Below are 25,762 nucleotides of genomic sequence, written 5' to 3'. Positions count from 1 at the left end.
TCCTTCCTCGTTCAGCCGTGCAGCGCGCGGTAGGTCGCCACGGCTCCGGGGTGCAGGGGCACGCTACCGGTTCCGATGAGCGACCGGACATCGAGAAACTGGATCGCCACCGTCTGCGCCGGAACCAGCCGGCTCGCCTGCTGCACGAGCACCCGGGTGACGGCCGCGGCGACCGGGGTGGGCAGGTCCGGGCGGCAGACGAGCAGGCTCGCCACGCCGATCGTGTCGACCTCGGGGGAGCGGTAGGCGCCGGCGGGCACCCGCACGGCCTCGTAGCCGAATCCGTGCAGGGCGGGCAGGTAGGGGGCGAGCGGCACCAGCCGGATGCCGACCTCGCTGTCCAGTGTGGACAGCACGGGCAGCGGCACGCCACCGGAGACGAGCATGGCGTCGATGGCCCCGGTCTTCAGGGCGTCGCGGGCCGCCGCCATGGACAGGTGGCGGATCGTCGCGGTCACCCCGGCGGCGGCCAGGACCCGGTCACCGAGCACCGCCCCGCCGGAGCGGGCCGCGCCGAGCGAGACGGTGCGCCCGGCCAGGTCCGCCACGGTGGTGACGGGGGAGTCGGCGCGCACGGCGAGCTGCAGGTAGTTCTCGTAGACCCGGCCCAGCGCGCGCAGTTCGATGCGGTGCCCGAAGGGGGCGGTGCCGCCCAGGGCGGTGCCGGCGATGTCGGCGAGGACCAGGGCGAGATCGGCGGTGCCGGCCTCGAGCATCTCCAGGTTGGCGACGCTGGCCTCGGTGACCAGGGCAACGGCGTCCAGACGCGGGTAGGCGGCTCGCAGCTCGGCGGCGAGCAACTGGCCGAACGCGCGGTAGAACCCGGACTCCTCCCCGGTGGCGATGCGCAGCAGCCCGGCCGGTCCCTCGCTGCGGGGCGGCTGCCCGGCGGTGAGGAGACCGCCGGTGACGGCGAGCGCCACCCCGGCCCGGAGCACACTCCGGCGGGTGGCACGGGGGTGCTCCGTTCGGGGCAGCGGCTGGTGCGGGGCGGCGGTCATCGCGCCTCCCGCGCGGCGGGCAGCAGGACACGCACCACGAGGCCGTGCGGGTGCGCGGCCCGCAGCTCGACGCGCCCGCCGCGGCCCGCGGCCAGCCGTTCGGCGATGGCCAGTCCCAGGCCGGTCCCGGGCAGGCCGCGGTGCCGGTCGGCGCGCCAGAACCGGGACTGCGCCTGCGCCAGCTCGTCCGCGGTCAGCCCGGGGCCGGAGTCGCGCACCGTCACCACCGCCCACCGGCCCTCCCGGTCGCAGGAGACCGCGACCTCCGCGCCCGGCGCGTACTTCAGCGCGTTGTCCAGCAGCACGTCCAGCACCTGCGCGAGCTCCGCCTCCGTCGCGGCCGCCGGTAGCGGCCCGCCGTCCACTCCGGCCGGCACCGGGCCGAAGCGCAACGTCACCCCGGCCCGCTCGGCGAGCGGCTGCCACAGGTGCGTCTGCGCGCGCGCCACGGCGGCCGCGTCACAGCAGGCGGCTTCCCCGGACACGGCCAGCTCACCGGCCCGGTGCTCGGCCGCCGCGAGGGTCAGCAGGTCGTCCAGCAGGGACTCCAGCCGGTCCAGTTCCCCGACCGCCCCCGCATAGGTGGCCGACGCCGACTCGGGCAACGACGGTTCCAGCGCGTCCACCCGCAACCGCAGCGCCGTCATCGGGTTGCGCATCTGGTGCGAGGTGTCCGCGACCAGCCGCCGCTGCTGGTCCAGCGCCGCCGTCACCGTGTCCGACATCCGGTTGAACCCCGCCGCGAGCTGCCGCAGCTCGGGCGGTCCGGCCAGGTCGGCGTGCACCGGCCGCAGCCCGGCGGTCAAGGTCCCGACCGCGCGGTCCAGGCGCCGCAGCGGGCCGAGCACCCAGCGGGTGGCGCCCAGCGCGAGTCCCGCCCCGGCCAGGGTCACCAGCACCGCACCGGCCAGCACGGCGAACCAGCTGCGCTGCACGTCGTCCGCCGCGGCAGTCACCGACGCGCGCAACACCACCGCCCCGGACACCTTCGTCCCGGTTCCGGCCGGGCGGGCCAGCAGCACCGGCGTGCGTGACCACGGCCGCACCGTGCCCGCCGGCTGGACCGGCTGGTTGCGCAGCGCCGCGTCGATCAGCCGGGCCACCACCGGGTCCGCCGCGCTCAGCCCGCCCGCCTCGGCCAGCGGCACACGCTGCGCCGTGACGACGACGATCCCCTCCCCGTACAGCTCCGTGTAGCGGGTCACCTCCGCCCGCAGCGCGGCCCGGTCACCCGCGTCGGCGAGCACGGCGAACCGGTCGAGGTCCGCGGTGCGCGCGAGCAGCAGCTGCTGGGTGCGCTCGGTGGCGGTCACCGTGAGCAGTGGCAACGCGAACCCCGCGGTCGCGAGCACGACGAAGGCCAGCAGCACGGCCAGGACCCGGGTGCGCACCTACCCGCCCAGCCGGTAGCCGAACCCGCGGATCGTGGTGAGCAGCTCCGGCCGCCGCAGCTTCGCCCGCAGCTGGGTGAGGTGCACGTCCAGCGACCGGGACACCGCCACGAAGGCGTCCCCCCACACCTCGTCCATCAGCTGCTGCCGGCTCACCGCCGTGCCCGCGCGGCGCGCCAGCGCCGCCAGCACGGCGAACTCCTTCGCGGTCAGCTCGACGTCCGCGCCGCCCACCTGCACCCGCCGCGCGTCCAGATCCACCTCGATGTCCCCGACGACCACCACACGCGGTTGCGGCCGGGCGGCGGCCGCCCGCCGGGTGACGGCCTCGATCCGGGCCAGCAGCTCGCTCAGCCGCACCGGTTTGACCAGGTAGTCGTCCGCCCCGAGCCGCAGGCCGCGCACCACGGAGCGTTCGTCGCCCCGCGCGGTGAGCACGATGACCGGCAGCGCGCTCACCGCCCGCAGCTTGCGCAGCACCTCGAGGCCGTCCAGGTCGGGCAGGCCGAGGTCGAGCAGCGCCAGGTCGGCGTCGCGGTGGGCGAGCAGGGCGTCCGCGCCGCGCCGCACCCGGGTGAGCCGGTGGCCGTGCGCGCCCAGGGAATCGGTGAGGGCGCCGGCCACCCCGTCGTCGTCCTCCACCAGCAGCACGCGCACGGCCCTCACCCTAGGAGGCGTCGATCGCCGAGTTCTTGCCGGTGTCGCGCATCCGCACGTAGATGATCAGCGACAGGAACACGACCACCGTGACGTACCAGAAGAACAGCGATTCGTGCCCGGCCTGCTTGCACCACAGGGCGATGTACTCGGCGGTGCCGCCGAACACCGCGACCGCCACCGAGTACGGCAGCCCGACCCCGAGTGCGCGGATGTTGGTCGGGAACAGTTCGGCCTTCACCACCGCGCTGATCGAGGTGTACATCGCGCTGATCGCCAGCGGCACGGTCATCAGCACGAACGCGAACACCGGGTTGCGCGTGTGCGCGAGCAGCGTCAGCGACGGCACGGTCACCAGCGTGCCCAGCACGCCGAAGCCGATCAGCAGCGGGCGGCGGCCCACCCGGTCGGACAGCGCGCCGTAGAGCGGCTGCAGCACCACGAACACCACCAGCGCGAGGAAGTTGATCCACGCCGCGGTCGGCTTGCTGATACCGCTGGTGTTGACCATGAACTTCTGCAGGTAGGTCGTGTAGGTGTAGAAGAACAGCGTGCCGCCCATGGTGAGACCGACCACCAGCGCGACTTCCCGCGGGTGCTTCGCCAGGGCCTTGAGCGTGCCGTGCGCGGCGGGGCCGCGCTCGGCCTTGGACGCCTCGAAGTCGGCCGACTCGTCCATGCCGCGGCGCAGGCGGAACACGATCAGCGCGCCGATCGCGCCGATGCCGAACGCGACGCGCCACCCCCAGCTGTGCAGCTGCTCGGTGGTGAGCACCTGCTGCAGCAGGATCTGCACCGCGAGCGCGACCAGCTGGCCGGCGATCAGCGTGACGTACTGGTAGCTGGAGTAGTAGCCGCGCCGGCCGCGGGTGGCGACCTCCGACATGTACGTCGCCGAGGTCGAGTACTCGCCACCCACCGAGATGCCCTGCAGCAGCCGGGCCAGCACCAGCAGCAACGGCGCGGCGAGACCGATCGTGCCGTAACCCGGGGTGAGCGCGATGAGCAGCGAACCGGCCGCCATCATGCTCACCGAGAGGGTCAGGGCGGCGCGGCGCCCGAAGCGGTCGGCGTAGCGCCCGAGCAGCCACCCGCCGAGCGGCCGCATCAGGAACCCCACGGCGAACACGCCCGCGGTGTTGAGCAGCTGCGCGGTCGAGTCGCCCTTCGGGAAGAACGTGGCGGCGAAGTACACGCTGAACGCCGTGTAGGCGTACCAGTCGTACCACTCGATCAGGTTGCCCACCGAGCCGCGGAGGATGTTGCTCACCACGCGGCGCCCGGCGCGCTCGTCCCCGCCGGTGGAGATCCGTGTCGTCATCGAAAACTCCCTTGTCTCATGACCGCCGACCACGTTCGGTGCCGGGAGCGGCCGGCGACAAGGGCGTGCCCGCACACCTAACAGTCCCTTAAGCCGCGGTGCTCGTGACCGGGCTCACCGGGTTACTCCCGCGTAGCCGGGCGGGGGTGCTGCCCCGCCGCGCGGCCGCCGGATAACCTCACCGGGCAACTGCGGGAAATCGAACGAGGAGTGGTACGTGGGACGGTCCGTACTGGTCACCGGCGGCAACCGGGGCATCGGCCTGGCCATCGCCCGGGACCTCGCCGAGCACGGGCACCAGGTGGCGGTGACGCACCGGGGCTCCGGGGCGCCGGAGGGCCTGTTCGGCGTGCAGGCCGACGTCACCGACGGCGAGCAGCTCGACGCGGCCTTCAAGCAGGTCGAGGAGCACCAGGGGCCGGTCGAGGTCGTCGTGTCCAACGCCGGCATCACCGACGACACGCTGCTCATGCGCATGACCGAGGACCAGTTCACCCGGGTCGTCGACGCCAACCTGACCGGTGCCTACCGGGTCGCCAAGCGGGCCTCCCGCGGCATGCTGCGCGGCAAGTGGGGCCGGTTCATCTTCATCTCCTCGGTGGTCGGCCTGTCCGGGGGCGCCGGGCAGGTGAACTACGCGGCGAGCAAGGCCGGCCTGGTCGGCATGGCCCGGTCGCTGACCCGCGAGCTGGGCTCGCGCAACATCACCGCGAACGTCGTCGCGCCCGGGTTCGTCGTCACCGACATGACGAGCGCGCTCACCGAGGACCAGCGCAGCGCGGCGCTGGCCCAGATCCCCGCCGGGCGCTACGGCGAGACCGCGGACATCGCCGCCGCGGTGCGGTTCCTGGCCTCCGACGAAGCGGGCTACATCAACGGTGCCGTGCTGCCGGTCGACGGCGGCCTCGGCATGGGGCACTGACACCTTCTGCACTGACACCTTCTGCGAACACACACGAAAGGACTGGCGTGGCCGGACTTCTCGAAGGCAAGCGGCTGCTGATCACCGGCGTGATCACCGACGGCTCGATCGCGTTCCACGCGGCGAAGGCCGCGCAGGAGCAGGGCGCGCAGGTCGTGCTCACCGGTTTCGGCCGGCTCTCGCTGGTGGAGCGCATCGCCAAGCGCCTGCCGCAGGAGGCGCCGGTGATCGAGCTGGACGTGCAGAACGCCGAGCACCTGGACACGCTGTCCGACCGGGTGCGTGAGCACACCGACGGACTGGACGGGGTGCTGCACTCGATCGGCTTCGCGCCGCAGTCCTGCCTGGGCGCGCCGTTCCTGGACGCCCCCAAGGAGGACGTCTCGGTCGCCGTCGAGGTCTCGGCGTACTCGTTCATGTCGCTGACCAAGGCGCTGCTGCCGCTGCTGTCGCGGGGCGCCTCGGTGGTGGGCATGGACTTCGACGCGCGCGTGGCGTGGCCGGCCTACAACTGGATGGGCGTGGCGAAGGCGGCGCTGGAGTCGGTCAACCGCTACCTGGCGCGCGACCTGGGGCCCCGGGGCATCCGGGTGAACCTGGTCGCGGCCGGCCCGGTCAAGACCATGGCCGCCAAGTCCATCCCGGGCTTCGGCGAGCTGGAGGGCGGCTGGGGCGACCGCGCGCCGCTGGGCTGGGACGCCGAGGACCCGACGCCGGTGGCGAAGACGATCTGCGCCGTCCTGTCGGACTGGCTGCCCGCCACCACCGGTTCGATGATCATGGTCGACGGCGGGGTGCACGCGCTGGGACAGTGACCCCTGAGGGGGCGTGGGGGCGGCCACAGCGGCAGAATCTCCTGCCGTGGGTTACGACGCGCTGCTGTGGCTGTCCTTCGGCGGTCCGGAAGGACCGGACGACGTCATGCCGTTCCTGGAGAACGTGACCCGGGGGCGGGGGGTGCCGCGCGAACGGCTCCTCGAGGTCGCCGAGCACTACCAGCACTTCGGTGGCGTGTCGCCGATCAACCGGCTCAACCGCGAGGCGATCGCGGCGGTGGAGAAGGAACTCGCGGCGCAGGGCGTCGACCTGCCGGTGTACTTCGGCAACCGCAACTGGGCACCGATGGTCGAGGACACTCTCGCGCGGATGCGGGCCGACGGGGTGCGCCGGGCGCTGGTGTTCCCGACCAGCGCCTACGGTGGCTACTCGGCGTGCCGCCAGTACGACGAGGACATCGAACGCGCCCGCGCCGCCGTCGGCGAGGGCGCGCCGGAACTGGTGAAGCTGCGGCAGTTCTTCGATCACCCGCTGTTCGTCGGCGCCTTCGCCGACGCCGTGCGGGCCGGGCTGGCGCAGGTGCCCGGTGCGCGGGTCGTGTTCACCGCGCACTCGGTGCCCGACAGCGCGGACCGGGCCGCCGGACCGCCGTCCGAGGGCGGCCGGCGGTACTCGCGGCAGATCCACGAGGCCGCGCGCCTGGTGGCCGCGCAGGCCGGGGTGGCCGAGTACGACGTGGTGTGGCAGTCCCGGTCCGGGCCACCGCAGGTGCCGTGGCTGGAGCCGGACATCGTCGACCACCTCGACGCCCTGCATTCCCGGGGCGTCACCGGGGTCGTGGTGTGCCCGGTGGGGTTCGTGTCCGATCACCTCGAGGTGGTCTGGGACCTGGACAACGAGGCCGCCGAACGCGCCGCGGAGCACGGCATGGGATTCGCCCGCGCGGCGACACCCAACGGTGACCCGCGATTCGCGGAGCTGGTGGTGGAGCTGGTGCGCGAGCACCTGACCGGCGCACCGGTGCGGAAGCTGTCGGACTTCCCGCTCGCCGGGTGCACGGCGAACGGCGCGCCGTGCGCGGTGGGGTGCTGCGAGCCGCTGCGCCGCCCGGCCCGCACCTGAGCCCGGACACACGGCCGGCCACCGGTCAGGGCTGCCGGTCGGCCTGACCGGTGAGCTGCCGCACCGCCTCGCTGATCGCCGCGAGCCGGGCCGTGCGGACGGCGGTGTTCAGCGGGCGCAGCGCATCGGCGCGGCGCACCGCCGCCGAGGAGGACAGCGCGCCACCCGGATCGTCGATCTCGGCGATGGCCAGGATCGCACCCACCTCGTCGGCGCGTTGCAGCACCCGCAGCGCCCGGCCCGGTGTCCCGGCCGGCCAGTCGAGGTGGGGCCGCGCGCGCAGCTTCGCCGCCAGCTCGGCCCGCACCCCGGGCCGCTCCCGCGCCACGTCCAGCGCCTGCAGCGCCCCGGCCGAGTCGCGGATCGCGTCGGTCAGGCCGTGCTCGGCCTCGGCCAGCCCGACGTAGTCCGGTGCCAGGGGCACCACGGTCTTGTGCACGGACCACCGCACGAGACCTTCGGCGATGGGCACCGGCACCAGGCCGAAGCCCAGGTCCGGCAGCAGCACCGCCTCACCCGCCCGCATCGCTGCCTCGGTGAACGGCCCACCTCCGCCGAGCCCCCGCGCATCGCCCGGCGCGGGCAGCACCAGCCGGGCCGAGGAGGCGCCGTGCGCGCGCAGCGCGGCGAGCAGCTGCACGGCCGTGCCGGGGAAGTCACCGGCGAGCGGGAGGTCGAGGGTCACCGCCGCTTCGGCGTCGGCCGCGACCACCTCGTGCGCCTCGCCCCAGGCGAGCAGGGCGTCGAGCACGTCGTCGGACGCGGCGGCACCGGACAGCCACGCCGAGGCCCACACGGTGAGGGTTGCACTGGGACAGCACACGGCGACCCAGAATACGGCACCCGGACGCTGGAGTTGCTCCACGTCGACGCCACCGCCGGAGGTGCGTAGCGTCGGAGAGGTGACACCCGCACCCGAGAACCTTCCGCGCACCGCGGGGGAGCTGCGCGCCGCCGGGTACCAGCCGCGCGGCATCAAGACCGAGATCCACGACAACCTGCTCGCCGCCCTGCGCGCGGGCCGGAACCCGTGGCCGGGCATCGTCGGGTTCGACCGGACCGTGCTGCCCCAGTTCGAACGCGCCCTGCTGGCCGGCCACGACGTGGTGCTGCTCGGCGAGCGCGGGCAGGGCAAGACCCGCCTGCTGCGCACGCTGGCCGGGCTGCTCGACGAGTGGACGCCGGTGATCGAGGGTTCCGAGCTGGCCGAGCACCCGCTGGAGCCGATCACGCCGGTCTCGCGGCGCCGCGCTGCCGAACTGGGCGACGACCTGCCCGTGGCGTGGCTGCACCGCGACGACCGCTACACCGAGAAGCTGGCCACGCCGGACACCTCGGTGGGCGACCTGATCGGTGACGTCGACCCGGTGAAGGTCGCCGAAGGCCGCAGCCTGGGCGACCCGGAGACCATCCACTTCGGACTCGTGCCCCGCGCGCACCGCGGCATCGTGGCCATCAACGAGCTGCCCGACCTCGCCGAGCGCATCCAGGTGGCGCTGCTCAACGTGATGGAGGAGCGGGACATCCAGATCCGCGGCTACACGCTGCGGCTGCCGCTGGACGTGCTGCTCGTGGCCACCGCGAACCCGGAGGACTACACCAACCGCGGGCGGATCATCACCCCGCTCAAGGACCGCTTCGGTGCCGAGATCCGCACGCACTACCCGCTGACCGTGGCTGCCGAGGTGGACGTGGTGCGCCAGGAGGCGGATCTGGTGGCCGAGGTCGGCGAACCGCTGCTGGAGGTGCTGGCCCGGTTCGTGCGCAACCTGCGTGAGTCCACCGTGGTGGACCAGCGCTCCGGGGTGTCGGCCCGGTTCGCCGTCGCCGCCGCCGAGACGGTGGCGGCTGCCGCGTTGCGCCGCGCCGCCCTGACCGGTGAGCACCCCGCGGTCGCCCGCCCGGTCGACCTGGAGGCCGTGCCCGCGGTGTTGCGCGGCAAGATCGAGTTCGAGCCGGGCGAGGAGGGCCGCGAGACCGAGCACCTGGTGCACCTGCTGCGCCGGGCGGTCGCCGAGACCGCCCGCGAGCGGTTCGGCGGCCTCAACCTGCGCCCGCTGGTCGAGGCGGTGGCGGACGGGCACCTGGTCGCCACCGGCGAACGCGTGCCGGGCGCCGATGTGCTCGCCGCGCTGCCCGAGTTGCCGGTGCTGCACGAGGTCGCCGCGCGGGCCGGGGTGTCGGCCACCGACGAGCCCGGCCGGATCGCGGCGGCCGTCGAGCTGGCTCTGGAGTCGCTGTACCTGGCCCGGCAGCTGGCCAAGGACTCCGACGACGCGACCACGGTGTACGGGCCGTGACCACCGCACCGGGCAGCTGGTCCTACGGACCGTGGCACGAGGGGCCGGACCCACTGGCACCCCCGGTCGACCTGCGCGAGGCGCTGGACGAGATCGGCCGCGAGGTGATGGACGGCGCCTCGCCGCGCTCGGCGCTGGAGGAGCTGCTGCGCCGCGGCACACCGAACACCCGCGGGCTGGACGAGATGACGCGGCGCCTGTGGCAGCGCCGGGCCGAGATCCAGCGGCGGCACCGGCTCGACGGCACCCTGCAGGAGGTGCGGCGCCTGCTCGACGAGGCGCTCGACGCCGAGCGGCGGGCGCTGTTCCCCGACCCGTCGGACGACGCCCGCTTCGCCGAGGCCCAGCTGGACGCCCTGCCGCCGGGCACCGCCGCCGCGGTGCGCGAGCTGTCCGAATACCCGTGGCGGTCGGCCGACGCCCGCGAGAAGTACGACCAGATCCGCGACCTGCTCGGCCGCGAGATGCTCGACGCCCGCTTCGAAGGCATGAAGGAGGCGCTGCAGAGCACCAGCCCGGAGGACGTCGAACGCGTCCACCAGATGCTGGCCGACCTCAACGCCCTCCTCGACGCGCACGCCCGGGACGTGGACGATCTCGACGAGCGGTTCGCCGAGTTCATGCGCCGGCACGGCGAGTTCTTCCCGGAGAACCCGCGCAACGTGGACGAGCTGATCGACGCGCTGGCCGCCCGGGCGGCGGCGGCCCAGCGGATGCTCAACTCGATGTCGGCCGAGCAGCGCGCGGAGCTGGCCGAGCTGGCCCAGCAGGCGTTCGGGGACCCGCGCATCGGGCAGCAGCTGGCCGGCCTGGACGCCCGGCTGCAGGCGCTGCGACCGGGGGAGGACTGGACGTCCTCGGCCCGCTTCCGCGGACAGGACCCGCTGGGCCTGGGCGAGGGTGCCCAGGCGATGGCGGACCTGGCCGAGCTGGACGCGCTCGCCGAGCAGCTGGCCCAGTCCTACCCCGGCGCCCGGCTGGAGGACATCGACCTGGAGGCGCTGGAACGCCAGCTCGGGCCGGACGCGGGCGTGGACGCGCGGCGACTGTCCGAACTGGAGCGGGAACTGCGGTCGCAGGGCCTGTTCGAACGCGCGCCGGACGGTTCGCTCCGGCTCACGCCGAAGGCGTTGCGGCGCCTGGGGGAGACGGCGCTGTCGGACATCGTGCACTCGCTGCGCGGCAGGACCGGTGAGCGGCAGACCGAGTCCGCCGGTGCGGCGGGCGAGCCGACCGGGGCGAGCCGGCCGTGGCAGTTCGGCGACCGGGAGCCGTGGGAGGTCTCGCGCACGGTCCGCAACGCCGTACTGCGGACCGCCACCACCGGCGGTGGCCGGGTGCGCCTGGACGTGTCCGATGTGGAGGTGGTGGAGACCGAGCTGCGGTCCCGCGCCGCGGTCGCGCTGTGCGTGGACACGTCGTGGTCGATGGTGTCCGAGGGGCGCTGGCTGCCGATGAAGCGCACCGCCCTGGCGCTGCACCAGTTGATCTCCACCCGGTTCCGCAACGACGCGCTGCAGCTGATCACTTTCGGCCGGTACGCCGCCTCGGTGGATCTGCCCGAGCTGGTCGGGCTGGAGGGCGCGTGGGAGCAGGGCACCAACGCCCACCACGCGCTGCTGCTGGCCGGGCGGCACCTGCGGCGGCACCCGGATGCGCAGCCGGTGGTGCTGATGGTCACCGACGGCGAGCCCACCGCGCACCTGGAAGCGGACGGCACGGCGCAATTCGACTATCCGCCGCAGCCGCGCACGCTGGTCAAGACGCTGTCCGAAGTGGACCGCCTGGCGAAGATGGGCGCGTCGGTGTCGGTGTTCCGGCTGGGCGACGAGCCGCGGCTGGCGGCGTTCGTGGACCTGATCGCGCGGCGCTCCGGCGGGCGCGTGGTGGCGCCCGATGTGGACGGTCTCGGCGCCGCGGTGATCAGCGACTACCTGCGCACGCGGCGCCGCTGATCGTCAGCTGCGGAAGCCGATCCGCAGGCCCGGCCGGCGCCGGTGCACGGTCAGGTAGGACAGGCCCTCCGGGCCGGCCTCGACGGCCCTGGCCCGGCCGTGCGCCAGCCAGGCCAGGGCGCCGGGGGTGAGGCCGACAGCGCCGTCACCGGTGGTCAGGGTCCCCGCGCCGGACACGACGACGAGCAGCACGTCCAGATCCGGCTCGGCGTGCTGGTCGATCCGCTCACCGGCCGCCAGGCGCACGAGGTTCGCGTCGAGCTGGCGGCCCTCCTCGCGCAGCCGCCACAGGATGCCGGCCGCGCCCGTGGCGGCGATCTCCCGCAGGTTCGCGGGGACGGCTTCGCTCGGGGTGTGTTCGCGCAACGAGACCCGCCTTGTTAGTACGAGAAATCCTTGGATAAATTCGGGGTCAGCATAACCCGCACGGGAGGCCCCAGATGGCGCACCAGGTGTCCGGACGGCGTGGGCAGGTGCTGCGCGCGATCCGCGAGGCGGGACCGGTGGGCGTCGCGGAGCTGGCCCGGCGGCTCGCGCTGCACCCCAACAGCGTCCGGTTCCACCTGGACCAGCTGGTCGCCGACGAACTGGTCGAACGCGTCCCGGGAGCGGCCCGCGGCCCGGGCCGGCCCGCGGCGGAGTACCGCGTGCCCCCGGTCACCGCCCGGGGCCGGGACCGCCGCTACGAGGTGCTGGCGGAGATCCTGCTCACCGGCGGGCTCGACGGCCCGGAGGGGGCGGGCGCGGCGTGGGGGCGCCGCCTCCCGGAGCGCCCCGGCACGCCCGCACAGGTGGTGCGGCTGCTCGACGGCCTGGGTTTCGCGCCCGAGCCCGGCGGCGACCCGCACCGCGTGCGGCTGCGGCACTGCCCGTTCCACGAGCTCGCTGCCCGGCACCGCGACGCGGTGTGCGCGGTGCACCTCGGCATGCTCAGTGGTGCCCTGGAGGGCGGCCCGCTGCGGGCGAGGCAGCTGCTCCCGTTCGCCGAACCGGACGCCTGCGTCCTGGAACTGGAGGAACTGCGTGACTGAATTCGCCGGTGGGCTGACCTGCCTGTGGCTCGGCATGGTGCTCGCGATCTCGTTCCTGGAGGCGCCGCTGAAGTTCCGCGCCCCCGGGGTGACCGTCCCGATCGGACTGGGCATCGGGCGGCTGGTCTTCCGCGCGCTCAACGGCGCGGAGGTGGTGCTCGCCGTCCTCGTGGCGGCAGCGATCGCGGTGGCGGACGTGCGATGGCCGGTCTACCTGTGCAGCGGGATCACCGCGCTCGTGCTGATCGTGCAGCTGGCCGTGGTGCGGCCGCCGCTGAACCGGCGCTCCGAGCGGGTGCTGGCGGGCGAGGACGCTCCCCGTTCCCGCGCGCACCTGGCCTACATCGTGCTGGAGGTCGTCAAGGTGCTGGCCCTGCTCACGCTGGCGGGGCTGCTGCTGGCCGCCGCGGACTGACCGCGCTCCGGCGCGAACCGGGTCACCACCCCCTTCCGGACGGGTTCACCCGATGCGGTCGCTCGGCGCGCGATGATCGGAAAGCCGACTTACGGTCCGGTCGTGGCAACGAAAGTGATCTTCCGGATGGTGGCGGTACTGGCCGCGCTCGCGGGCGTGCTCGTGCCCGTGGCCGCGTCCGCACAACCCGCGGGGCCGGTCGCCGGGTTCGACATCAGCGCCTCGCAGGGGGTGCCGGACTTCGCCGCGGCCAAGGCGGCCGGGGCGGGATTCGTGTTCGTCAAGGACACCGCCGGCGTCGGGTACGCCAACCCGAACTACCTCGCGCAGTTCCGCGGCGCCAAGGCCGCCGGGCTGTACCGGTCGGCGTACCACTACGCGCGGCCGGACAAGAGCACCGGCGCACAGCAGGCTGCGTACCTGCACACGCACGACGGCAAGTGGTTCGCCGACGGCATGACCCTGCCGCCGACGCTGGACCTGGAGGACACCCCGAACACGCCGCCGTGCTACGCGATGGCGCCGGCCGACATGGTCGCCTGGATCCGCGACTTCAGCACCGAACTGACGCGGCGCACCGGGCACACGCCGATCATCTACACCACGACGCGCTGGTGGCAGGCGTGCACCGGCGACAGCCACGACTTCGCCGCCGACCACGTCCTCTGGCTGGCCCGGTACAACACCTCGATGGGCGCGGTGCCCGGCGGCTGGACGGCGAAGTTCTGGCAGTCCGCGGTCACCGGCCCGCTGCCCGGCAACCAGGACACGTTCTTCGGCACCCTCGCCGAACTCCGATCGCTCACGGCCTCCTGACCGCGGTGTCCCCGCTCTGTCCACACTGGACGGCTGCCGGGGGTGGGAGCGGTATCGTCGCCGGATGGAGTTCCGCGATGTGGCCGGCCGCAAGATCCGGCTTCCGTCCCTCGATCGTGCCGAACTGGTAGCGGGCGCCCCGGGACTGCGCGGCGAGTTCGACCTGACGCGGGTCGCCATCACCGGCAGTACCTCTGCCGGGGTGACCGGCGAGGGGTCGATCGCGGAATCGGTCCTGTCGAACCTCGACCTGTCGGGAAGCCGGCTCGCGCCCCTGGAACTGTCCAACGTGCACCTGGTCGACACCGAGCTGTCCAACGCCACCCTGCCGGCGACGACGGCGCGCCGCGTCCACGTCGAGGCGAGCCGGGGCATCGGGTTGCACCTGGTGTTCCGGCAGGCGAGCGACGTCCTCGCCGAGGGGTGCCGCTTCGACTACGCCACGATCGAGCTGGAGCGGGTGAAGCAGGCCGTGGTCTTCCAGGGCTGCTCGTTCCGGGAAGCGATGTTCCTGGGCGACCTGTCCACGGTCGCCTTCGTGGAGTGCGACCTGGAGGGCGCCGAGTTCGCCGTTCGCCGTGCCGCGGACTGCGACCTGCGCTCCTCGAACCTCCGCGCGGTGCGCGGACTGCGCACCCTGGCCGGTGCGAAGATCAGCACCGAGCAGGCCGTCGCGATCGCGGTCGGCCTGGCGACCCAGACCGGCCTGGTCGTCGAGGACCAGCCGGCCGGGACGGCGCCGTTCCCACCGGGCGGGACGCGGCACCCCGGCGCCACCTAGGGTTGGGGCATGAAGACTTGGTCCTCGGTGCCCCTGCCGTACGTGCCGGGCACTCCGCGCGCCCTCCGGTTGTACGACACGGCCACCGGGCAGGTGCGCCCCACCGCGCCCGGCAAGACGGCTCGGATGTACGTCTGCGGCATCACCCCGTACGACGCCACCCACCTCGGGCACGCGGCGACCTACCTCGCGTTCGACCTGGTCAACCGGGTCTGGCGGGACAGCGGCCACACGGTGCACTACGTGCAGAACGTGACCGACGTCGACGACCCGCTGCTGGAGCGCGCCGAACGGGACTCCGACGACTGGGTGGTCCTCGGACTGCGTGAGACCGCCTTGTTCCGCGAGGACATGGAGGCGCTGCGGGTGCTGCCGCCAAAGCAGTTCGTCGGCGCGGTGGAGAGCATCCCGGAGATCGTCGAGGCCATCTCGAAGCTCCTGGCCGACGGCGCCGCCTACCGGGCCGACGACCCGGAGTACCCGGACATCTACTTCGACCGGTCCGCCACCGGCCGGTTCGGCTACGAGTCCGGCTACGACGCGCAGACCATGGCGAAGTTCTTCGCCGAGCGCGGGGGCGACCCGGACCGCCGGGGGAAGCGTGACCCGCTGGACGCGCTGCTGTGGCGCTGTGCCCGCCCCGGCGAGCCGTCCTGGGAGTCGGAGCTCGGTCCCGGCCGGCCCGGCTGGCACATCGAGTGCAGCGCCATCGCGGTGAACCGGCTCGGCATGGGCTTCGACGTGCAGGGCGGCGGTTCGGACCTGATCTTCCCGCACCACGAGTACAGCGCGGCGCACGCCGAGGCCCTCTCGGGTGAGCACCCGTTCGCCCGGCACTACGTGCACGGCGGCATGATCGGCCTCAACGGCGAGAAGATGTCGAAGTCCCGGGGCAACCTGGTGTTCGTGTCGCGGTTGCGGGCCGACGGGGTCAATCCGAACGCGATCCGGCTCGCGCTGTTCGCCGGCCACTACCGCAGCGACCGCTCGTGGACCGACGACCTGCTCACCACCGCGCAGGAGCGGCTCGCGCGCTGGCGGGAGGCGGTGGCGCTGCCGTCCGGGCCGGAGGCCGACGACACCATTGCCCGCCTGCGCGACCACCTGGCCGACGACCTGGACACGGTCAACGCCATGCGGGCGGTCGACGCGTGGGCCGACGAGGCGATCCGCCAGGGCGGGCGCGACACGGGCGCGCCCGCCCTGATCCGCGTCGCGGTGGACGCGCTGCTCGGCGTCGAGCTCTGACGAGCGTATAACGACCTATACGGCGCGGCCCTGGGCGAGCCCCAGGGCCGCGCCGGACCACTCCCGCTGCCGCTGCTGCCCGACCGGCAGAGACACCGCCGGGCGGCCGAGGTCACGTGCGCGCGCGAGCCCGCCGCGCCACCGTCGTGCTGGTCGTGGGCGGGCCGCTCTACGGTGGAGCCGTGCCCCGCCTCTACGCCACCAGCGACCTCCACGTCACCCACACCGGCAACGCGCCGCTGATCGACGAAATCCAGCCGGACTCCCCGGACGACTGGCTGCTCGTCGCGGGGGACGTCGCCGAGCGGGCCGACGCCGTCATCGGCACCCTCGCCACGCTCAAGTCCCGCTTCGCCGAGGTGGTGTGGGTGCCGGGCAACCACGAACTGTGGACCGTCCCGCGCGACGGCGGCGAACTGCGCGGCGAGACCCGCTACCGGCACCTCGTGCGGCGCTGCCGCGACCTGGGCGTCCACACCCCCGAGGACGACTACCTGGTCTGGCCGCACGCCGGCCGCCCGCTCACCATCGCGGCGCTGTTCCTGCTCTACGACTACAGCTGGCGCACTCCCCAGGCCGAGAACGCGTCCACGGCCGAGGCGCTCGCGCAGGCCCGCGCGGCGAACGTGGTGTGCACCGACGAGTTCTACCTCGACCCGGACCCGTTCCCCAGCCGGCCGGACTGGTGCGACCACCGGCTCAAGATCAGCGAACAGCGGCTGGACGCCATCCCCGCCGACCACGGCACCATCCTCCTGTCGCACTGGCCGCTCCATCGCCACCCGACGGCGCCGCTGCGTCATCCCGAGTTCGCGCTGTGGTGCGGCACCACCCGCACCGAGGACTGGCACCTGCGCTACCGGGCCGAGGCCGCGGTGTTCGGGCACCTGCACATTCCGCGCACGACGTGGGCCGACGGCGTCCGCTTCGAGGAGGTGTCCCTCGGCTACCCGCGCGAGTGGCGCAAGCGGGCACGGGGGCCGGTCCCGCTACGCCGCATCCTCTGACCGCGGCCGCAGCGCCACCAGCGGAACCGCCGCCGCGAGCACCCCGGCTGCCACGAGGAAACCCAGCACCGGGCTTTGCCGGTACAGGCCGGTGAACACGGCGGGCGAGGCGGACATGCCGAGGAACCGCAGCGAGGTCACCACCGAGATCGCACCACTGCGCCCCGGACCGGCGCCCCCGAGCACGGTCGCGTTGACCGCGACCAGGATCAGCTGCCCGCACACCCCGCCCACGGCCCACGCGATCGTCACCGCGGGCAGCGACGGGAACAGCCCGATCGAGGCGATCGCCGCCGCGCCCATCAGCAGCCCGGCAGCCAGCGCGGCCCGCGGCCCGAACCGGTCCGACGCCGTCCCGGCCAGCCGGGCGGCCACGAAGCCGGCGATGCCGTAGGCGGTCAGCACCAGACCACGCACGTCCGGTGCCAGTCCGAACAGGTCGTCCACCCGGAAGGCGACCAGGAACGGCAGCCCGGCCAGGCACGCCCAGGCCAGGAACACCACCGCGCCGGCCCACAGCACGATCGGCCGCCACGCGTCGCGCAGCTGCGTCCCCGCCGCCCCGGCCGGCTCGTCCGGCGGCAGCGGACTGGCCGTGAGGACCAGTGCGACCAGCGCGATGCCGGCGAACGCCCACCACCAGTCGGTCTCCGCGGCCAGCCCGCCCACCAGCGGAGCCGACGTCTGCCCCAGCGCTTGCGCGGCACCGAACGCGCCGAGCGCCCGGCCGAGCCGGCTGGGCGGGGTGCTGGCGGCGAGCTTGGTCAGCAACAGGGGCGTGGTGAACGCGTTCGCCACGCCCTGCAGGCCACGGCTGATCTGGAACAGCCAGAACCACGGCGCGAGGGCCGACAGCGCCGCGGCCACGACGTAACCGGCATAGGCGATCCGGATCGTCCGCCCTGGTCCCCAGCGCGCGCCGAACGTCCCGGACACGAGCATGACCAGCGCGAACGGCAGCAGGTAGGCGGTCAGCGCGGACGCCGCGGCGGCTTGCGACACGCCGAAACTGCCCGACAGCTCGGGCAGCATCGACGACACCACCCCGCCCCCGAACGGGCCGAGCAGCCCTCCGACGTACAGCGCGGCGCGGGCGAGCCGCCCGCTCACCGGCCGGCCGGGCCCGGCCCCTCCGCGCCCGGACGGCGCCGCCGCAGGTAGCGCTCGAACTCGGCGGCGATCTTCTCGCCGCTCGACTCCTCCAGGGTGATCGCCGTCTCGGCGTCGCCGCGCTCTTCCAGCGTGCGCACGTACTCGGCGATCTCCTCGTCCTCCTCGGCCATCTCGGTGACCGTCTGCTGCCACTCCTCGGCCTGCTCGGGCAGCGCGCCCAGCGGGACCTCGACGTCGAGGACGTCCTCGAGCTTGTGCAGCAGCGCCAGCGTCGCCTTGGGGGACGGCGGGTGGGACACGTAGTGCGGCACCGCGGCCCAGATGGAGATGGCCGGGATGCCGGCCTGCACGCACGCGTCCTGGAGGATGCCGACGATGCCGGTCGGACCCTGGTAGCGGCTGCGTTCCAGCCCGAACCGGGCCGCCGCCTCCGGGTCGTAGGCGGTGCCGGTGACCGGGACCGGCCGGGTGTGGGCGGTGTCGGCGAGCAGGGCGCCGAGCGTGACGACCGTGGTCACCCCCAGGTCCTCGATGTGGTCGAGCAGCTCACGGCAGAACGCGCGCCACCGCATGTTCGGCTCGGGGCCGGTCACCAGCACGATGTCCTGGTCGTAGCCGGGCGGGTGGCAGATCGCCAGGCGGGTGGTCGGCCATTCCACTCTCCGGGTGACGCCGTCCACCAGGCGGACGGTGGGGCGGCTGACCTGGAAGTCGTAGTAGTCGTCCGGTTCCAGCTCGGCGAGCGGTTTGGCGTCCCAGCTGAGCTGGAGGTGCTCCACGGCGGTGCTGGCCGCGTCACCTGCGTCGTTCCAGCCTTCGAAGGCCAGAATCATGACGCGTTCCCGGGACGCGTCGTCCCCGGGGACGGACTGCTCGGGCTGCGGGGTCGCGTCGGCTGGGTCACTCACCCACCCAGCCTACGACCCCCCGGGCACCGGCGAGACCGTAGCCTGGAGGTCATGTCGGATCGCTCTTCGTCACCGCTGCTGGACGCCCTCGCCGCCCGTGTGGTCGTGGCGGACGGCGCGATGGGCACGGCGCTGCAGGCGCACGACCTCTCGCTGGACGACTTCGCGGGCCTCGAGGGCTGCAACGAGATCCTGAACGTCACCCGGCCGGACGTGGTGCGCGGCATCCACCGCGGCTACCTCGAGGCCGGCGCGGACGCGGTGGAGACCAACACCTTCGGCGCGAACCTGGCGAACCTGGGGGAGTACGGGATCGCCGACCGGATCGGCGAGCTCGCCGAGGCCGGCGCGCGGCTGGCGCGGGAGACCGCCGACGAGTACGCGACGCCGCAGCGACCCCGGTTCGTGCTGGGTTCGGTGGGGCCGGGCACCAAGCTGCCCACCCTGGGGCACGCGCCGTACGCGCAGCTGCGCGACGCCTACGCCGAGCAGGTCACCGGCCTGCTGCACGGCGGCGTCGACGCGGTGCTGGTCGAGACCTCCCAGGACCTGTTGCAGACCAAGGCGGCGATCCTGGGGGCGCGGCGGGCGATGCGCGCGGCCGGGCAGGAGGTGCCGGTGATCGCCTCGATCACGGTGGAGACGACCGGCACCATGCTGCTCGGCACCGAGGTGGGCGCCGCGCTGGCCGCGCTGGAACCGCTCGGCATCGACCTGATCGGCCTGAACTGCGCCACCGGCCCGGCCGAGATGAGCGAGCACCTGCGCACGCTGTCCAGGTCCGCCCGGGTTCCGCTGTCGGTGATGCCGAACGCGGGCCTGCCCGAGCTGGGCCCCGACGGCGCGGTGTACCCGCTGTCGCCGGACGGGCTCGCCGAAGCCTTGTCCGGGTTCGTGCGCGAGTTCGGCGTGGGCCTGGTGGGCGGCTGTTGCGGCACCACCGGCGAGCACATCCGGCAGCTGGCGGAGGCGGTGCGCGACGTGGAGCGCGCGGAGCGCCGCCCGCGGCCCGAGCCGGGGGTGTCGTCGCTGTACCAGGCGGTGCCGTTCGAGCAGGACGCCTCGGTGCTGATGGTGGGCGAGCGCACCAACGCCAACGGCTCCAAGAAGTTCCGGGAGGCGATGCTCGAGGGCCGCTACGAGGACTGCGTGGAGATCGCGCGCGAGCAGACCCGCGACGGTGCCCACCTGCTCGACCTGTGCGTGGACTACGTGGGCCGGGACGGAGCGGCCGACATGGCCGAGCTGGCCGGGCGGCTGGCCACGGCGTCCACGCTGCCGATCATGCTGGACTCCACCGAACCGGCGGTGCTGCAGGCCGGGCTGGAGCGGCTCGGCGGCCGCTGCGTGGTCAACAGCGTCAACTACGAGGACGGGGACGGCCCGGACTCCCGGTTCCAGCGCATCATGCGGCTGGTGTCCGAGCACGGCGCCGCGGTCGTGGTGATGTGCATCGACGAGGAAGGCCAGGCCCGCACCGCCGAGTGGAAGGTGCGGGTCGCGACCCGCACGATCGAGGACCTGGTGACCAACTGGGGGATGCGCGCCGAGGACATCATCGTCGACTGCCTGACGTTCCCGATCACCACCGGCCAGGAGGAGACCCGCCGCGACGCGCTGGAGACGATCGAGGCGATCCGCGAGCTCAAGCGCCGCTACCCGGCGGTGCAGACGACGCTGGGCATCTCCAACGTCTCGTTCGGGCTCAACGCCGCCGCGCGCCAGGTGCTGAACTCGGTGTTCCTGCACGAATGCGTCCAGGCCGGGCTGACCACGGCCATCGTGCACGCGTCGAAGATCCTGCCGATGGCCCGCATCCCCGACGAGCAGCGGGAGGTGGCGCTCGACCTGGTCTACGACCGGCGGCGGGAGGGCTACGACCCGCTGCAGAAGCTGATGTCGCTGTTCGAGGGCGTTTCGGCGGCCTCCAGTCGCGCGTCCCGCGCCGAGGAGCTGGCCGCGCTGCCGCTGTTCGACCGGCTGGAGCGGCGGATCGTGGACGGCGAGCGCACCGGCCTGGAGGCCGACCTGGACGCCGCGCTGGCCGAGAAGCCGGCGCTGGACATCGTGAACGAGACCCTGCTGTCCGGCATGAAGACGGTCGGTGAGCTGTTCGGCTCCGGTCAGATGCAGCTGCCGTTCGTGCTGCAGTCGGCCGAGGTGATGAAGGCCGCCGTCGCCCACCTCGAGCCGCACATCCAGGAGCAGAGCCACGGCGACGTGCAGACCAAGGGCAAGATCGTGCTGGCCACGGTCAAGGGCGACGTGCACGACATCGGCAAGAACCTGGTCGACATCATCCTGTCCAACAACGGGTACGACGTGATCAACCTGGGTATCAAGCAGCCCATCAGCGCGATCCTGGATGCCGCGCAGGAGCACGCGGCGGACGCGATCGGCATGTCCGGGCTGCTGGTGAAATCCACGGTGGTCATGAAGGAGAACCTGGAGGAGATGAACTCGCGGGAGGTCGCCGGCCGCTGGCCGGTCCTGCTCGGCGGGGCGGCCCTGACCCGCACCTACGTCGAGAACGACCTCGCCGAGCTCTACCACGGCGACGTCCGCTACGCGCGGGACGCGTTCGAGGGCCTGCGGCTGATGGACACCATCATGGCCGCCAAGCAGGGCCGGGCACCGGAGATCAGCGCCGAGGAGGCCGCGAAGAGAGCGGAGCGCAAGGCCCGCCGCGAGCGGTCCCTGCGCATCGCCGAAGCCCGCAAGTCCGCCCGAGAGCCGGAGGCCCCGATTCCCGCCCGATCCGATGTCGCGACCGACGTGCCCGTGCCCGTGCCGCCCTTCTGGGGCACCCGCGTGGTGAAGGGCATCCCGGTCGCCGAATACGCCACCCTGCTCGACGAGCGGGCCACCTTCCTCGGCCAGTGGGGCCTGCGCGGCGCCCGCGGTGGACACGGCCCCAGCTACGAGCAGCTGGTGGAGACCGAAGGCCGACCGCGGCTGCGGTACTGGCTGGACCGGCTGGCCACCGACGGGGTCCTGCAGCACGCGGCCGTCGTCTACGGGTACTTCCCGGCCGTCGCCGAGGGCAACGACCTGGTGGTGCTGTCCGAGGCGCACGCCGACGCCCCGGAGCGGGCCCGGTTCACCTTCCCGCGGCAGACGCGCGACCGGTACCTGTGCCTGGCCGACTTCTACCGGCCGCGCGAGACCGGCGAGGTGGACGTGCTGCCGCTGACCCTGGTGACCATGGGCCAGCCGATCGCCGACTACGCCAACGAGCTGTTCGCCGCCGACGCCTACCGCGACTACCTGGAGGTGCACGGCCTTGGCGTGCAGCTGACCGAGGCGCTGGCCGAGTACTGGCACCGCCGTGTCCGGCAGGAGCTGCACTTCGCCAGCGGCCGCGCGGTCGCCGACGAGGACCCGCGCGAGGTCGAGGAGTTCTTCAAGCTGGGTTACCGCGGCGCCCGGTTCTCCCTCGGCTACGGCGCCTGCCCCAACCTGGAGGACCGCGCCACCATCGTGGAGCTGCTCGGCGCCGAGCGCATCGGCGTCAAGCTGTCCGAGGAGTTCCAGCTGCATCCCGAGCAGTCCACCGACGCGATCGTGGCCCACCACCCCGAGGCCAAGTACTTCAACACCTGAGCAGAGGGAGAACCACTTGACGGACGGCCTGGCTGCCGTGCTCTGGGACATGGACGGCACGCTCGTGGACTCGGAGAAGCTGTGGGATGTGGCGCTGTACGAGTGCGCGGAGTGGCTGGGCGGCACGCTGAGCACCGAGCAGCGGCTGACCCTCGTGGGGTCCAACATGGACGCCACCGCGTCCTACCTGCTGACCGTGACCGGGCACGAACCGGCGCCCGCCGCGGTCGCCCGCACCGGCGCGTGGATCCGCGACCGCACCGCGAACCTGTTCGCCGACGAGCTGCCCTGGCGGCCCGGCGCGCGCGAGGCGCTGGCGTCGGTGCGGCGGGCGGGGCTGGCGTCGGCGCTGGTCACCTCCACCGAACGGGCGCTGACCGAGCTGGCGCTGAACACGATCGGCCGGGACTTCTTCGATGCCACCGTCTGCGGTGACGAGGTCGGCGGCCGCAACAAGCCGGACCCGGAGCCCTACCTGCGCGCGGCACGGCTGCTCGGCGTGGATCCGGCGCGTTGCGTGGCCGTCGAAGATTCCCCGCCGGGCGCCGCATCGGCGGCTGCGGCGGGCTGCGTCGTCCTCGTGGTACCCAACGACGTCTCCGTGGAACCCGGGCCGCGGCGGGTGTTCCGCACGTCGCTGACCGGGGTGGACGCGGACACCCTCGTCGCGATCCACGCCGGGGTGTGACCTGTCCGCCGGCAGCGGCGGGCCGGGTCGTTGCGGCCGGGGCGCGGATGGAAGGATCTACAGACCGTGAAGACCTTCGACGAGCTGTTCGCCGAGCTCACCGAGCGGGCCCGCACCCGGCCCGCCGGGTCCGGCACCGTGACGGCGCTGGACGCCGGCGTGCACGCCCAGGGCAAGAAGGTGCTCGAAGAGGCCGGTGAGGTGTGGATCGCCGCCGAGCACGAGTCCGACGAGCGGCTGGCCGAGGAGATCTCCCAGCTGCTGTACCGGGTGCAGGTGCTGATGCTCGGTCGTGGGCTGACCACCGAGGACGTGTACCGCTACCTGTAGCGGGCGCGAGGAACGAACGAGGAGTGAGGGCATGCTGCGGGTTGCGGTGCCGAACAAGGGAGCGCTGGCCGGGCCGGCGTCGGAGATGCTCGGCGAGGCCGGATACCGCCAGCGGCATGAGCAGCGTGACCTGACCGTCCTCGACCCGACCAACGAGGTCGAGTTCTTCTTCCTGCGCCCCAAGGACATCCCGATCTACGTCGGCTCGGGTGAACTGGACCTGGGGATCACCGGCCGTGATCTGGCGCTGGACTCCGGCGCGCCGGTCGAGGAGGTGCTCGCCCTCGGCTTCGGCGGCTCCACGTTCCGCTACGCGGCACCGGCCGGGCAGGACTGGAAACCGGCCGACCTGCACGGCAAGCGGCTCGCGACGTCGTACCCGAAGCTGGTGCGTGACGACCTGGCGAGGCACGGCGTCGAGGCCGAGGTGATCCGGCTCGACGGCGCGGTGGAGATCTCGATCCAGCTCGGGGTCGCCGATGCGATCGCCGACGTGGTCGGCTCGGGCCGCACGCTGCGCCAGCACAACCTGGTCGCGTTCGGTGACCCGATCTGCGTGTCCGAGGCGGTGCTCGTGCAGCGGGCCGGGAGCGACGCCGTCAAGGCCAAGTCGCAGCTGACCGCACGGCTGCAGGGTGTCGTGTTCGCCCAGCAGTACATGATGCTCGACTACGACTGCCCGCGTTCCCTGCTGGAGCGGGCCGTCGCGATCACCCCGGGTCTCGAGTCGCCGACGGTCGCGCCGCTGGCTGACGCGGACTGGGTCGCTGTGCGGGCGATGGTCCCGCGCAAGAAGGTCAACCAGATCATGGACGAGCTCGCCGAGGTCGGCGCGAAGGCGGTGCTCGCCTCCGACATCCGGTCCTGCCGGCTTTGACCGGGGGTGTCCTGCCGGCGTTCGCGCCGATCTGGGCACTGACCGGACTGGGGTACCTCCTCGGCCGCTTCCGGGTGCTCGGCGAGCGGGCCGAGGAGGTGCTGACCAGGTATGTCTTCACGGTCGCCATGCCGGCGGTGCTGTTCAGCACGATGCTGGACACGCCGCTGACCGCACTGGCCAACCCGGGTGCGATCGCGTTCCTGGCCGGCACCGTCGTGGTGGGCGGCATCGGGTTCGCGCTCGGGCGGTGGGTGTTCCGGCGCAAACCGGCGGAGTGGGCGGTCACCGGAATGGCTTCCTGCTACACCAACGCGGCGAACCTGGGCATCCCGGTGACGATGCAGCTGTTCGGCAGCTCCGCGTTCACCGTGGTGCTGATCCTGCTGCAGACGCTGGTGCTGATGCCGTCGCTGCTCGCGCTGCTGGAAAGCGAGGCGCACACGCCCGGCCGGTCGCGGTGGCGGGCCCTGGTGGCGTTGCCGGTGCGCACCCCGGTGATCGCTGCGTCGCTGCTCGGCGTGCTGTTCCGGGCGAGCGGGCTGCACCTGCCGGCCCTGGCGGCCCAGCCGCTGCACCTGATCGCGGGCGCCGGCGTCGGCACCGCGCTGCTGGTCCTGGGGATGTCGCTCACCTCCGGCGGCCGCGCCCCGGTCGGCGACGGGACCCGGCGGACCGAGCTCGCGACCGTGGTCGCGCTCAAGCTCGTCGCCCAGCCCGTGATCACCCTCGGAGCGGGGCTGCTGCTCGGGGTGCCGCACCCGGCGCTGGCGGTCGCGGTGGTGTGCGCCGGCCTGCCCACCGCGCAGAACGTGTTCATCGCGACCAGCCAGTACGCGCTGGACAGCCGGTTCGTGCGGGACTGCGTGCTGGTGTCGACGCTGCTGGCGATGGGCTCGTTGTCCCTGCTCGCCTGGCTGGTCGCGGGGATCGGCTAGGGCTCCAGGTCCAGCGCCGCGGCGAACGAGCCGTCCATGTGGAAGGGCGTGGACTGGTGCTGGTGCGCGATCAGCCAGCGGCCGCCCTCCCGGCGCAGGCACACCGTGGACCGGAACCACAGCGTGAACGGCCCGGCCGCGCCCGCGGGGACCGCCGACATCCGGTTCAGGCTCGCGCAGAAGGCGAGGTCGCCGCGCACGGTGATCCGCGGGTCCCGCACCTCGTAGCCGACCGGGCCGGTGAACCCGGCGAACCAGCCCCGCAGCGTGGCCGGGTCGCGCAGTTCGTCCGGGCCGTGGGCCAGCGGGGGCGCGAGGGTGAAGGCGACGATGTCCGGGGCGTACCGCGCGACCACCGCGTCGGCGTCCCCGGCCCGCATCGCGGCGGCCTGTTCCTCGATGACGGCGCGGATCTCGTCCTGCTCGTCGATGGTGCTCGTCATGGCTGCTCCTGCCGCTAGGGTGGTGAGTTCACCGGGGACGTCGAAGCCGCCGCGGCGGTCTCGACATCCCGGGTGCACGGTGTCCCGTGCGGAGTGTCCCGGCGGACCGGGGGAGGGC

Annotated in this window: 25 protein-coding genes; 16 read left to right on the top strand and 9 right to left on the bottom strand. The window is 73.4% G+C overall.

Annotation, left to right across the window (positions count from 1 at the left end):
• Positions 1-11: 11 nt before the first annotated feature.
• Genes FHX46_RS15385 through FHX46_RS15370 form a run of 4 tightly spaced genes read right to left on the bottom strand, consistent with a single transcriptional unit; the run spans position 12 to position 4,370 of the window.
• The gene (locus FHX46_RS15385; protein WP_167114972.1) at positions 12-1,001 is read right to left on the bottom strand and encodes a TAXI family TRAP transporter solute-binding subunit; all 990 of its coding nucleotides are present in this window, start codon (positions 999-1,001) and stop codon (positions 12-14) included.
• The gene (locus FHX46_RS15380; RefSeq protein ID WP_167114969.1) at positions 998-2,392 is read right to left on the bottom strand and encodes a sensor histidine kinase; all 1,395 of its coding nucleotides are present in this window, start codon (positions 2,390-2,392) and stop codon (positions 998-1,000) included. The genes FHX46_RS15385 and FHX46_RS15380 overlap by 4 nt, the downstream gene beginning before the upstream one ends.
• A complete protein-coding gene (locus FHX46_RS15375) occupies positions 2,393-3,049 on the bottom strand; it encodes a response regulator transcription factor (protein ID WP_167114966.1) in 657 nt (218 codons plus the stop codon). It lies immediately after the preceding gene.
• A gap of 10 nt (positions 3,050-3,059) precedes the next feature.
• Complete coding sequence (locus tag FHX46_RS15370; RefSeq protein WP_167114964.1) at positions 3,060-4,370, bottom strand: MFS transporter; 1,311 nt, start codon at positions 4,368-4,370, stop codon at positions 3,060-3,062.
• A gap of 217 nt (positions 4,371-4,587) precedes the next feature.
• Between FHX46_RS15370 and fabG the strand changes: the two genes are divergently transcribed.
• Genes fabG through FHX46_RS15355 form a run of 3 tightly spaced genes read left to right on the top strand, consistent with a single transcriptional unit; the run spans position 4,588 to position 7,191 of the window.
• Positions 4,588-5,292, top strand: coding sequence for a beta-ketoacyl-ACP reductase (fabG, locus tag FHX46_RS15365; protein WP_167114962.1), 705 nt, complete (start codon positions 4,588-4,590; stop codon positions 5,290-5,292).
• A 47-nt stretch (positions 5,293-5,339) separates the two neighbouring features.
• Entirely contained in the window at positions 5,340-6,107 is a 768-nt protein-coding gene (gene fabI / locus FHX46_RS15360) for an enoyl-ACP reductase FabI (protein ID WP_167114959.1), read from the top strand.
• Positions 6,108-6,153: 46 nt separating this feature from the next.
• Complete coding sequence (locus FHX46_RS15355) at positions 6,154-7,191, top strand: ferrochelatase (protein WP_167114956.1); 1,038 nt, start codon at positions 6,154-6,156, stop codon at positions 7,189-7,191.
• A 25-nt stretch (positions 7,192-7,216) separates the two neighbouring features.
• Here the strand turns inward: FHX46_RS15355 and FHX46_RS15350 are convergent, their stop codons facing one another.
• Positions 7,217-8,014, bottom strand: coding sequence for a hypothetical protein (locus FHX46_RS15350; protein ID WP_167114953.1), 798 nt, complete (start codon positions 8,012-8,014; stop codon positions 7,217-7,219).
• Positions 8,015-8,093: 79 nt separating this feature from the next.
• Here FHX46_RS15350 and FHX46_RS15345 point away from each other — a divergent pair, with 79 nt between their 5' ends.
• The gene (locus FHX46_RS15345; protein WP_167114950.1) at positions 8,094-9,491 is read left to right on the top strand and encodes an ATP-binding protein; all 1,398 of its coding nucleotides are present in this window, start codon (positions 8,094-8,096) and stop codon (positions 9,489-9,491) included.
• Positions 9,488-11,446: a vWA domain-containing protein gene (locus FHX46_RS15340; protein WP_167114947.1), complete on the top strand. Its 1,959-nt coding sequence runs from the start codon at positions 9,488-9,490 to the stop codon at positions 11,444-11,446. Before FHX46_RS15345 ends, FHX46_RS15340 begins: the two co-directional genes overlap by 4 nt.
• 3 nt (positions 11,447-11,449) lie before the next feature.
• On the opposite strand, the gene FHX46_RS15335 is transcribed toward FHX46_RS15340, so the two are convergent.
• Complete coding sequence (locus FHX46_RS15335) at positions 11,450-11,812, bottom strand: cupin domain-containing protein (protein ID WP_167114944.1); 363 nt, start codon at positions 11,810-11,812, stop codon at positions 11,450-11,452.
• Between the two features lie 74 nt (positions 11,813-11,886).
• Between FHX46_RS15335 and FHX46_RS15330 the strand changes: the two genes are divergently transcribed.
• The 6 genes from FHX46_RS15330 to FHX46_RS15305 all read left to right on the top strand — a co-directional run bounded on the left by FHX46_RS15330 (position 11,887) and on the right by FHX46_RS15305 (position 16,744).
• Positions 11,887-12,477: a helix-turn-helix transcriptional regulator gene (locus FHX46_RS15330; protein ID WP_167114941.1), complete on the top strand. Its 591-nt coding sequence runs from the start codon at positions 11,887-11,889 to the stop codon at positions 12,475-12,477.
• Positions 12,470-12,892, top strand: coding sequence for a hypothetical protein (locus FHX46_RS15325; RefSeq protein ID WP_167114939.1), 423 nt, complete (start codon positions 12,470-12,472; stop codon positions 12,890-12,892). Before FHX46_RS15330 ends, FHX46_RS15325 begins: the two co-directional genes overlap by 8 nt.
• Positions 12,893-12,994: 102 nt before the next feature.
• Positions 12,995-13,708 carry a GH25 family lysozyme gene (locus tag FHX46_RS15320; protein WP_313886149.1) on the top strand — a complete coding sequence of 238 codons (714 nt, stop codon included), beginning with the start codon at positions 12,995-12,997 and terminating at the stop codon, positions 13,706-13,708.
• A 64-nt stretch (positions 13,709-13,772) separates the two neighbouring features.
• A complete protein-coding gene (locus FHX46_RS15315; protein WP_167114936.1) occupies positions 13,773-14,489 on the top strand; it encodes a pentapeptide repeat-containing protein in 717 nt (238 codons plus the stop codon).
• 9 nt (positions 14,490-14,498) lie between these two features.
• A complete protein-coding gene (gene mshC, locus FHX46_RS15310; RefSeq protein WP_167114933.1) occupies positions 14,499-15,737 on the top strand; it encodes a cysteine--1-D-myo-inosityl 2-amino-2-deoxy-alpha-D-glucopyranoside ligase in 1,239 nt (412 codons plus the stop codon).
• Between the two features lie 182 nt (positions 15,738-15,919).
• Positions 15,920-16,744, top strand: a complete 825-nt coding sequence (locus FHX46_RS15305; protein ID WP_167121485.1) for a metallophosphoesterase family protein — start codon at positions 15,920-15,922, stop codon at positions 16,742-16,744.
• Here FHX46_RS15305 and FHX46_RS15300 read toward each other — a convergent pair.
• Both FHX46_RS15300 and FHX46_RS15295 read right to left on the bottom strand, forming a co-directional pair.
• Complete coding sequence (locus tag FHX46_RS15300; RefSeq protein WP_167114931.1) at positions 16,727-17,854, bottom strand: MFS transporter; 1,128 nt, start codon at positions 17,852-17,854, stop codon at positions 16,727-16,729. The genes FHX46_RS15305 and FHX46_RS15300 overlap by 18 nt on opposite strands.
• Positions 17,851-18,765, bottom strand: a complete 915-nt coding sequence (locus tag FHX46_RS15295) for a PAC2 family protein (protein ID WP_167096377.1) — start codon at positions 18,763-18,765, stop codon at positions 17,851-17,853. Before FHX46_RS15295 ends, FHX46_RS15300 begins: the two co-directional genes overlap by 4 nt.
• A 51-nt stretch (positions 18,766-18,816) precedes the next feature.
• Between FHX46_RS15295 and metH the strand changes: the two genes are divergently transcribed.
• The 5 genes from metH to FHX46_RS15270 all read left to right on the top strand — a co-directional run bounded on the left by metH (position 18,817) and on the right by FHX46_RS15270 (position 25,201).
• Positions 18,817-22,368, top strand: a complete 3,552-nt coding sequence (metH, locus tag FHX46_RS15290; protein ID WP_167114928.1) for a methionine synthase — start codon at positions 18,817-18,819, stop codon at positions 22,366-22,368.
• Positions 22,369-22,384: 16 nt separating this feature from the next.
• A complete protein-coding gene (locus FHX46_RS15285) occupies positions 22,385-23,056 on the top strand; it encodes an HAD family hydrolase (protein ID WP_279589468.1) in 672 nt (223 codons plus the stop codon).
• 66 nt (positions 23,057-23,122) lie between these two features.
• A complete protein-coding gene (locus FHX46_RS15280; protein WP_167114925.1) occupies positions 23,123-23,386 on the top strand; it encodes a phosphoribosyl-ATP diphosphatase in 264 nt (87 codons plus the stop codon).
• A 31-nt stretch (positions 23,387-23,417) separates the two neighbouring features.
• Positions 23,418-24,263, top strand: a complete 846-nt coding sequence (hisG, locus tag FHX46_RS15275) for an ATP phosphoribosyltransferase (RefSeq protein WP_167096374.1) — start codon at positions 23,418-23,420, stop codon at positions 24,261-24,263.
• Positions 24,260-25,201: an AEC family transporter gene (locus FHX46_RS15270; protein WP_167114922.1), complete on the top strand. Its 942-nt coding sequence runs from the start codon at positions 24,260-24,262 to the stop codon at positions 25,199-25,201. The genes hisG and FHX46_RS15270 overlap by 4 nt, the downstream gene beginning before the upstream one ends.
• On the opposite strand, the gene FHX46_RS15265 is transcribed toward FHX46_RS15270, so the two are convergent.
• Complete coding sequence (locus FHX46_RS15265) at positions 25,198-25,644, bottom strand: YybH family protein (RefSeq protein ID WP_167114919.1); 447 nt, start codon at positions 25,642-25,644, stop codon at positions 25,198-25,200. The two genes, FHX46_RS15270 and FHX46_RS15265, sit on opposite strands and share 4 nt — an antisense overlap.
• Positions 25,645-25,762: the final 118 nt, after the last annotated feature.

Source organism: Amycolatopsis viridis, from assembly GCF_011758765.1.
GTDB lineage: Bacteria > Actinomycetota > Actinomycetes > Mycobacteriales > Pseudonocardiaceae > Amycolatopsis_E > Amycolatopsis_E viridis.
The sequence above is the reverse complement of the archived record's forward strand: the minus strand, read 5'-3'. Positions and strand labels throughout refer to the sequence as shown.

Excerpts from the sequence above, each read along its gene's own strand:
- FHX46_RS15370 (WP_167114964.1), bottom strand. The coding sequence starts at position 4,370 with ATGACGACACGGATCTCCACCGGCGGGGACGAGCGCGCCGGGCGCCGC.
- FHX46_RS15330 (WP_167114941.1), top strand. The coding sequence starts at position 11,887 with ATGGCGCACCAGGTGTCCGGACGGCGTGGGCAGGTGCTGCGCGCGATC.
- metH (WP_167114928.1), top strand. The coding sequence starts at position 18,817 with ATGTCGGATCGCTCTTCGTCACCGCTGCTGGACGCCCTCGCCGCCCGT.
- FHX46_RS15315 (WP_167114936.1), top strand. The coding sequence starts at position 13,773 with ATGGAGTTCCGCGATGTGGCCGGCCGCAAGATCCGGCTTCCGTCCCTC.
- FHX46_RS15385 (WP_167114972.1), bottom strand. The coding sequence starts at position 1,001 with ATGACCGCCGCCCCGCACCAGCCGCTGCCCCGAACGGAGCACCCCCGT.
- hisG (WP_167096374.1), top strand. The coding sequence starts at position 23,418 with ATGCTGCGGGTTGCGGTGCCGAACAAGGGAGCGCTGGCCGGGCCGGCG.
- FHX46_RS15265 (WP_167114919.1), bottom strand. The coding sequence starts at position 25,644 with ATGACGAGCACCATCGACGAGCAGGACGAGATCCGCGCCGTCATCGAG.
- mshC (WP_167114933.1), top strand. The coding sequence starts at position 14,499 with ATGAAGACTTGGTCCTCGGTGCCCCTGCCGTACGTGCCGGGCACTCCG.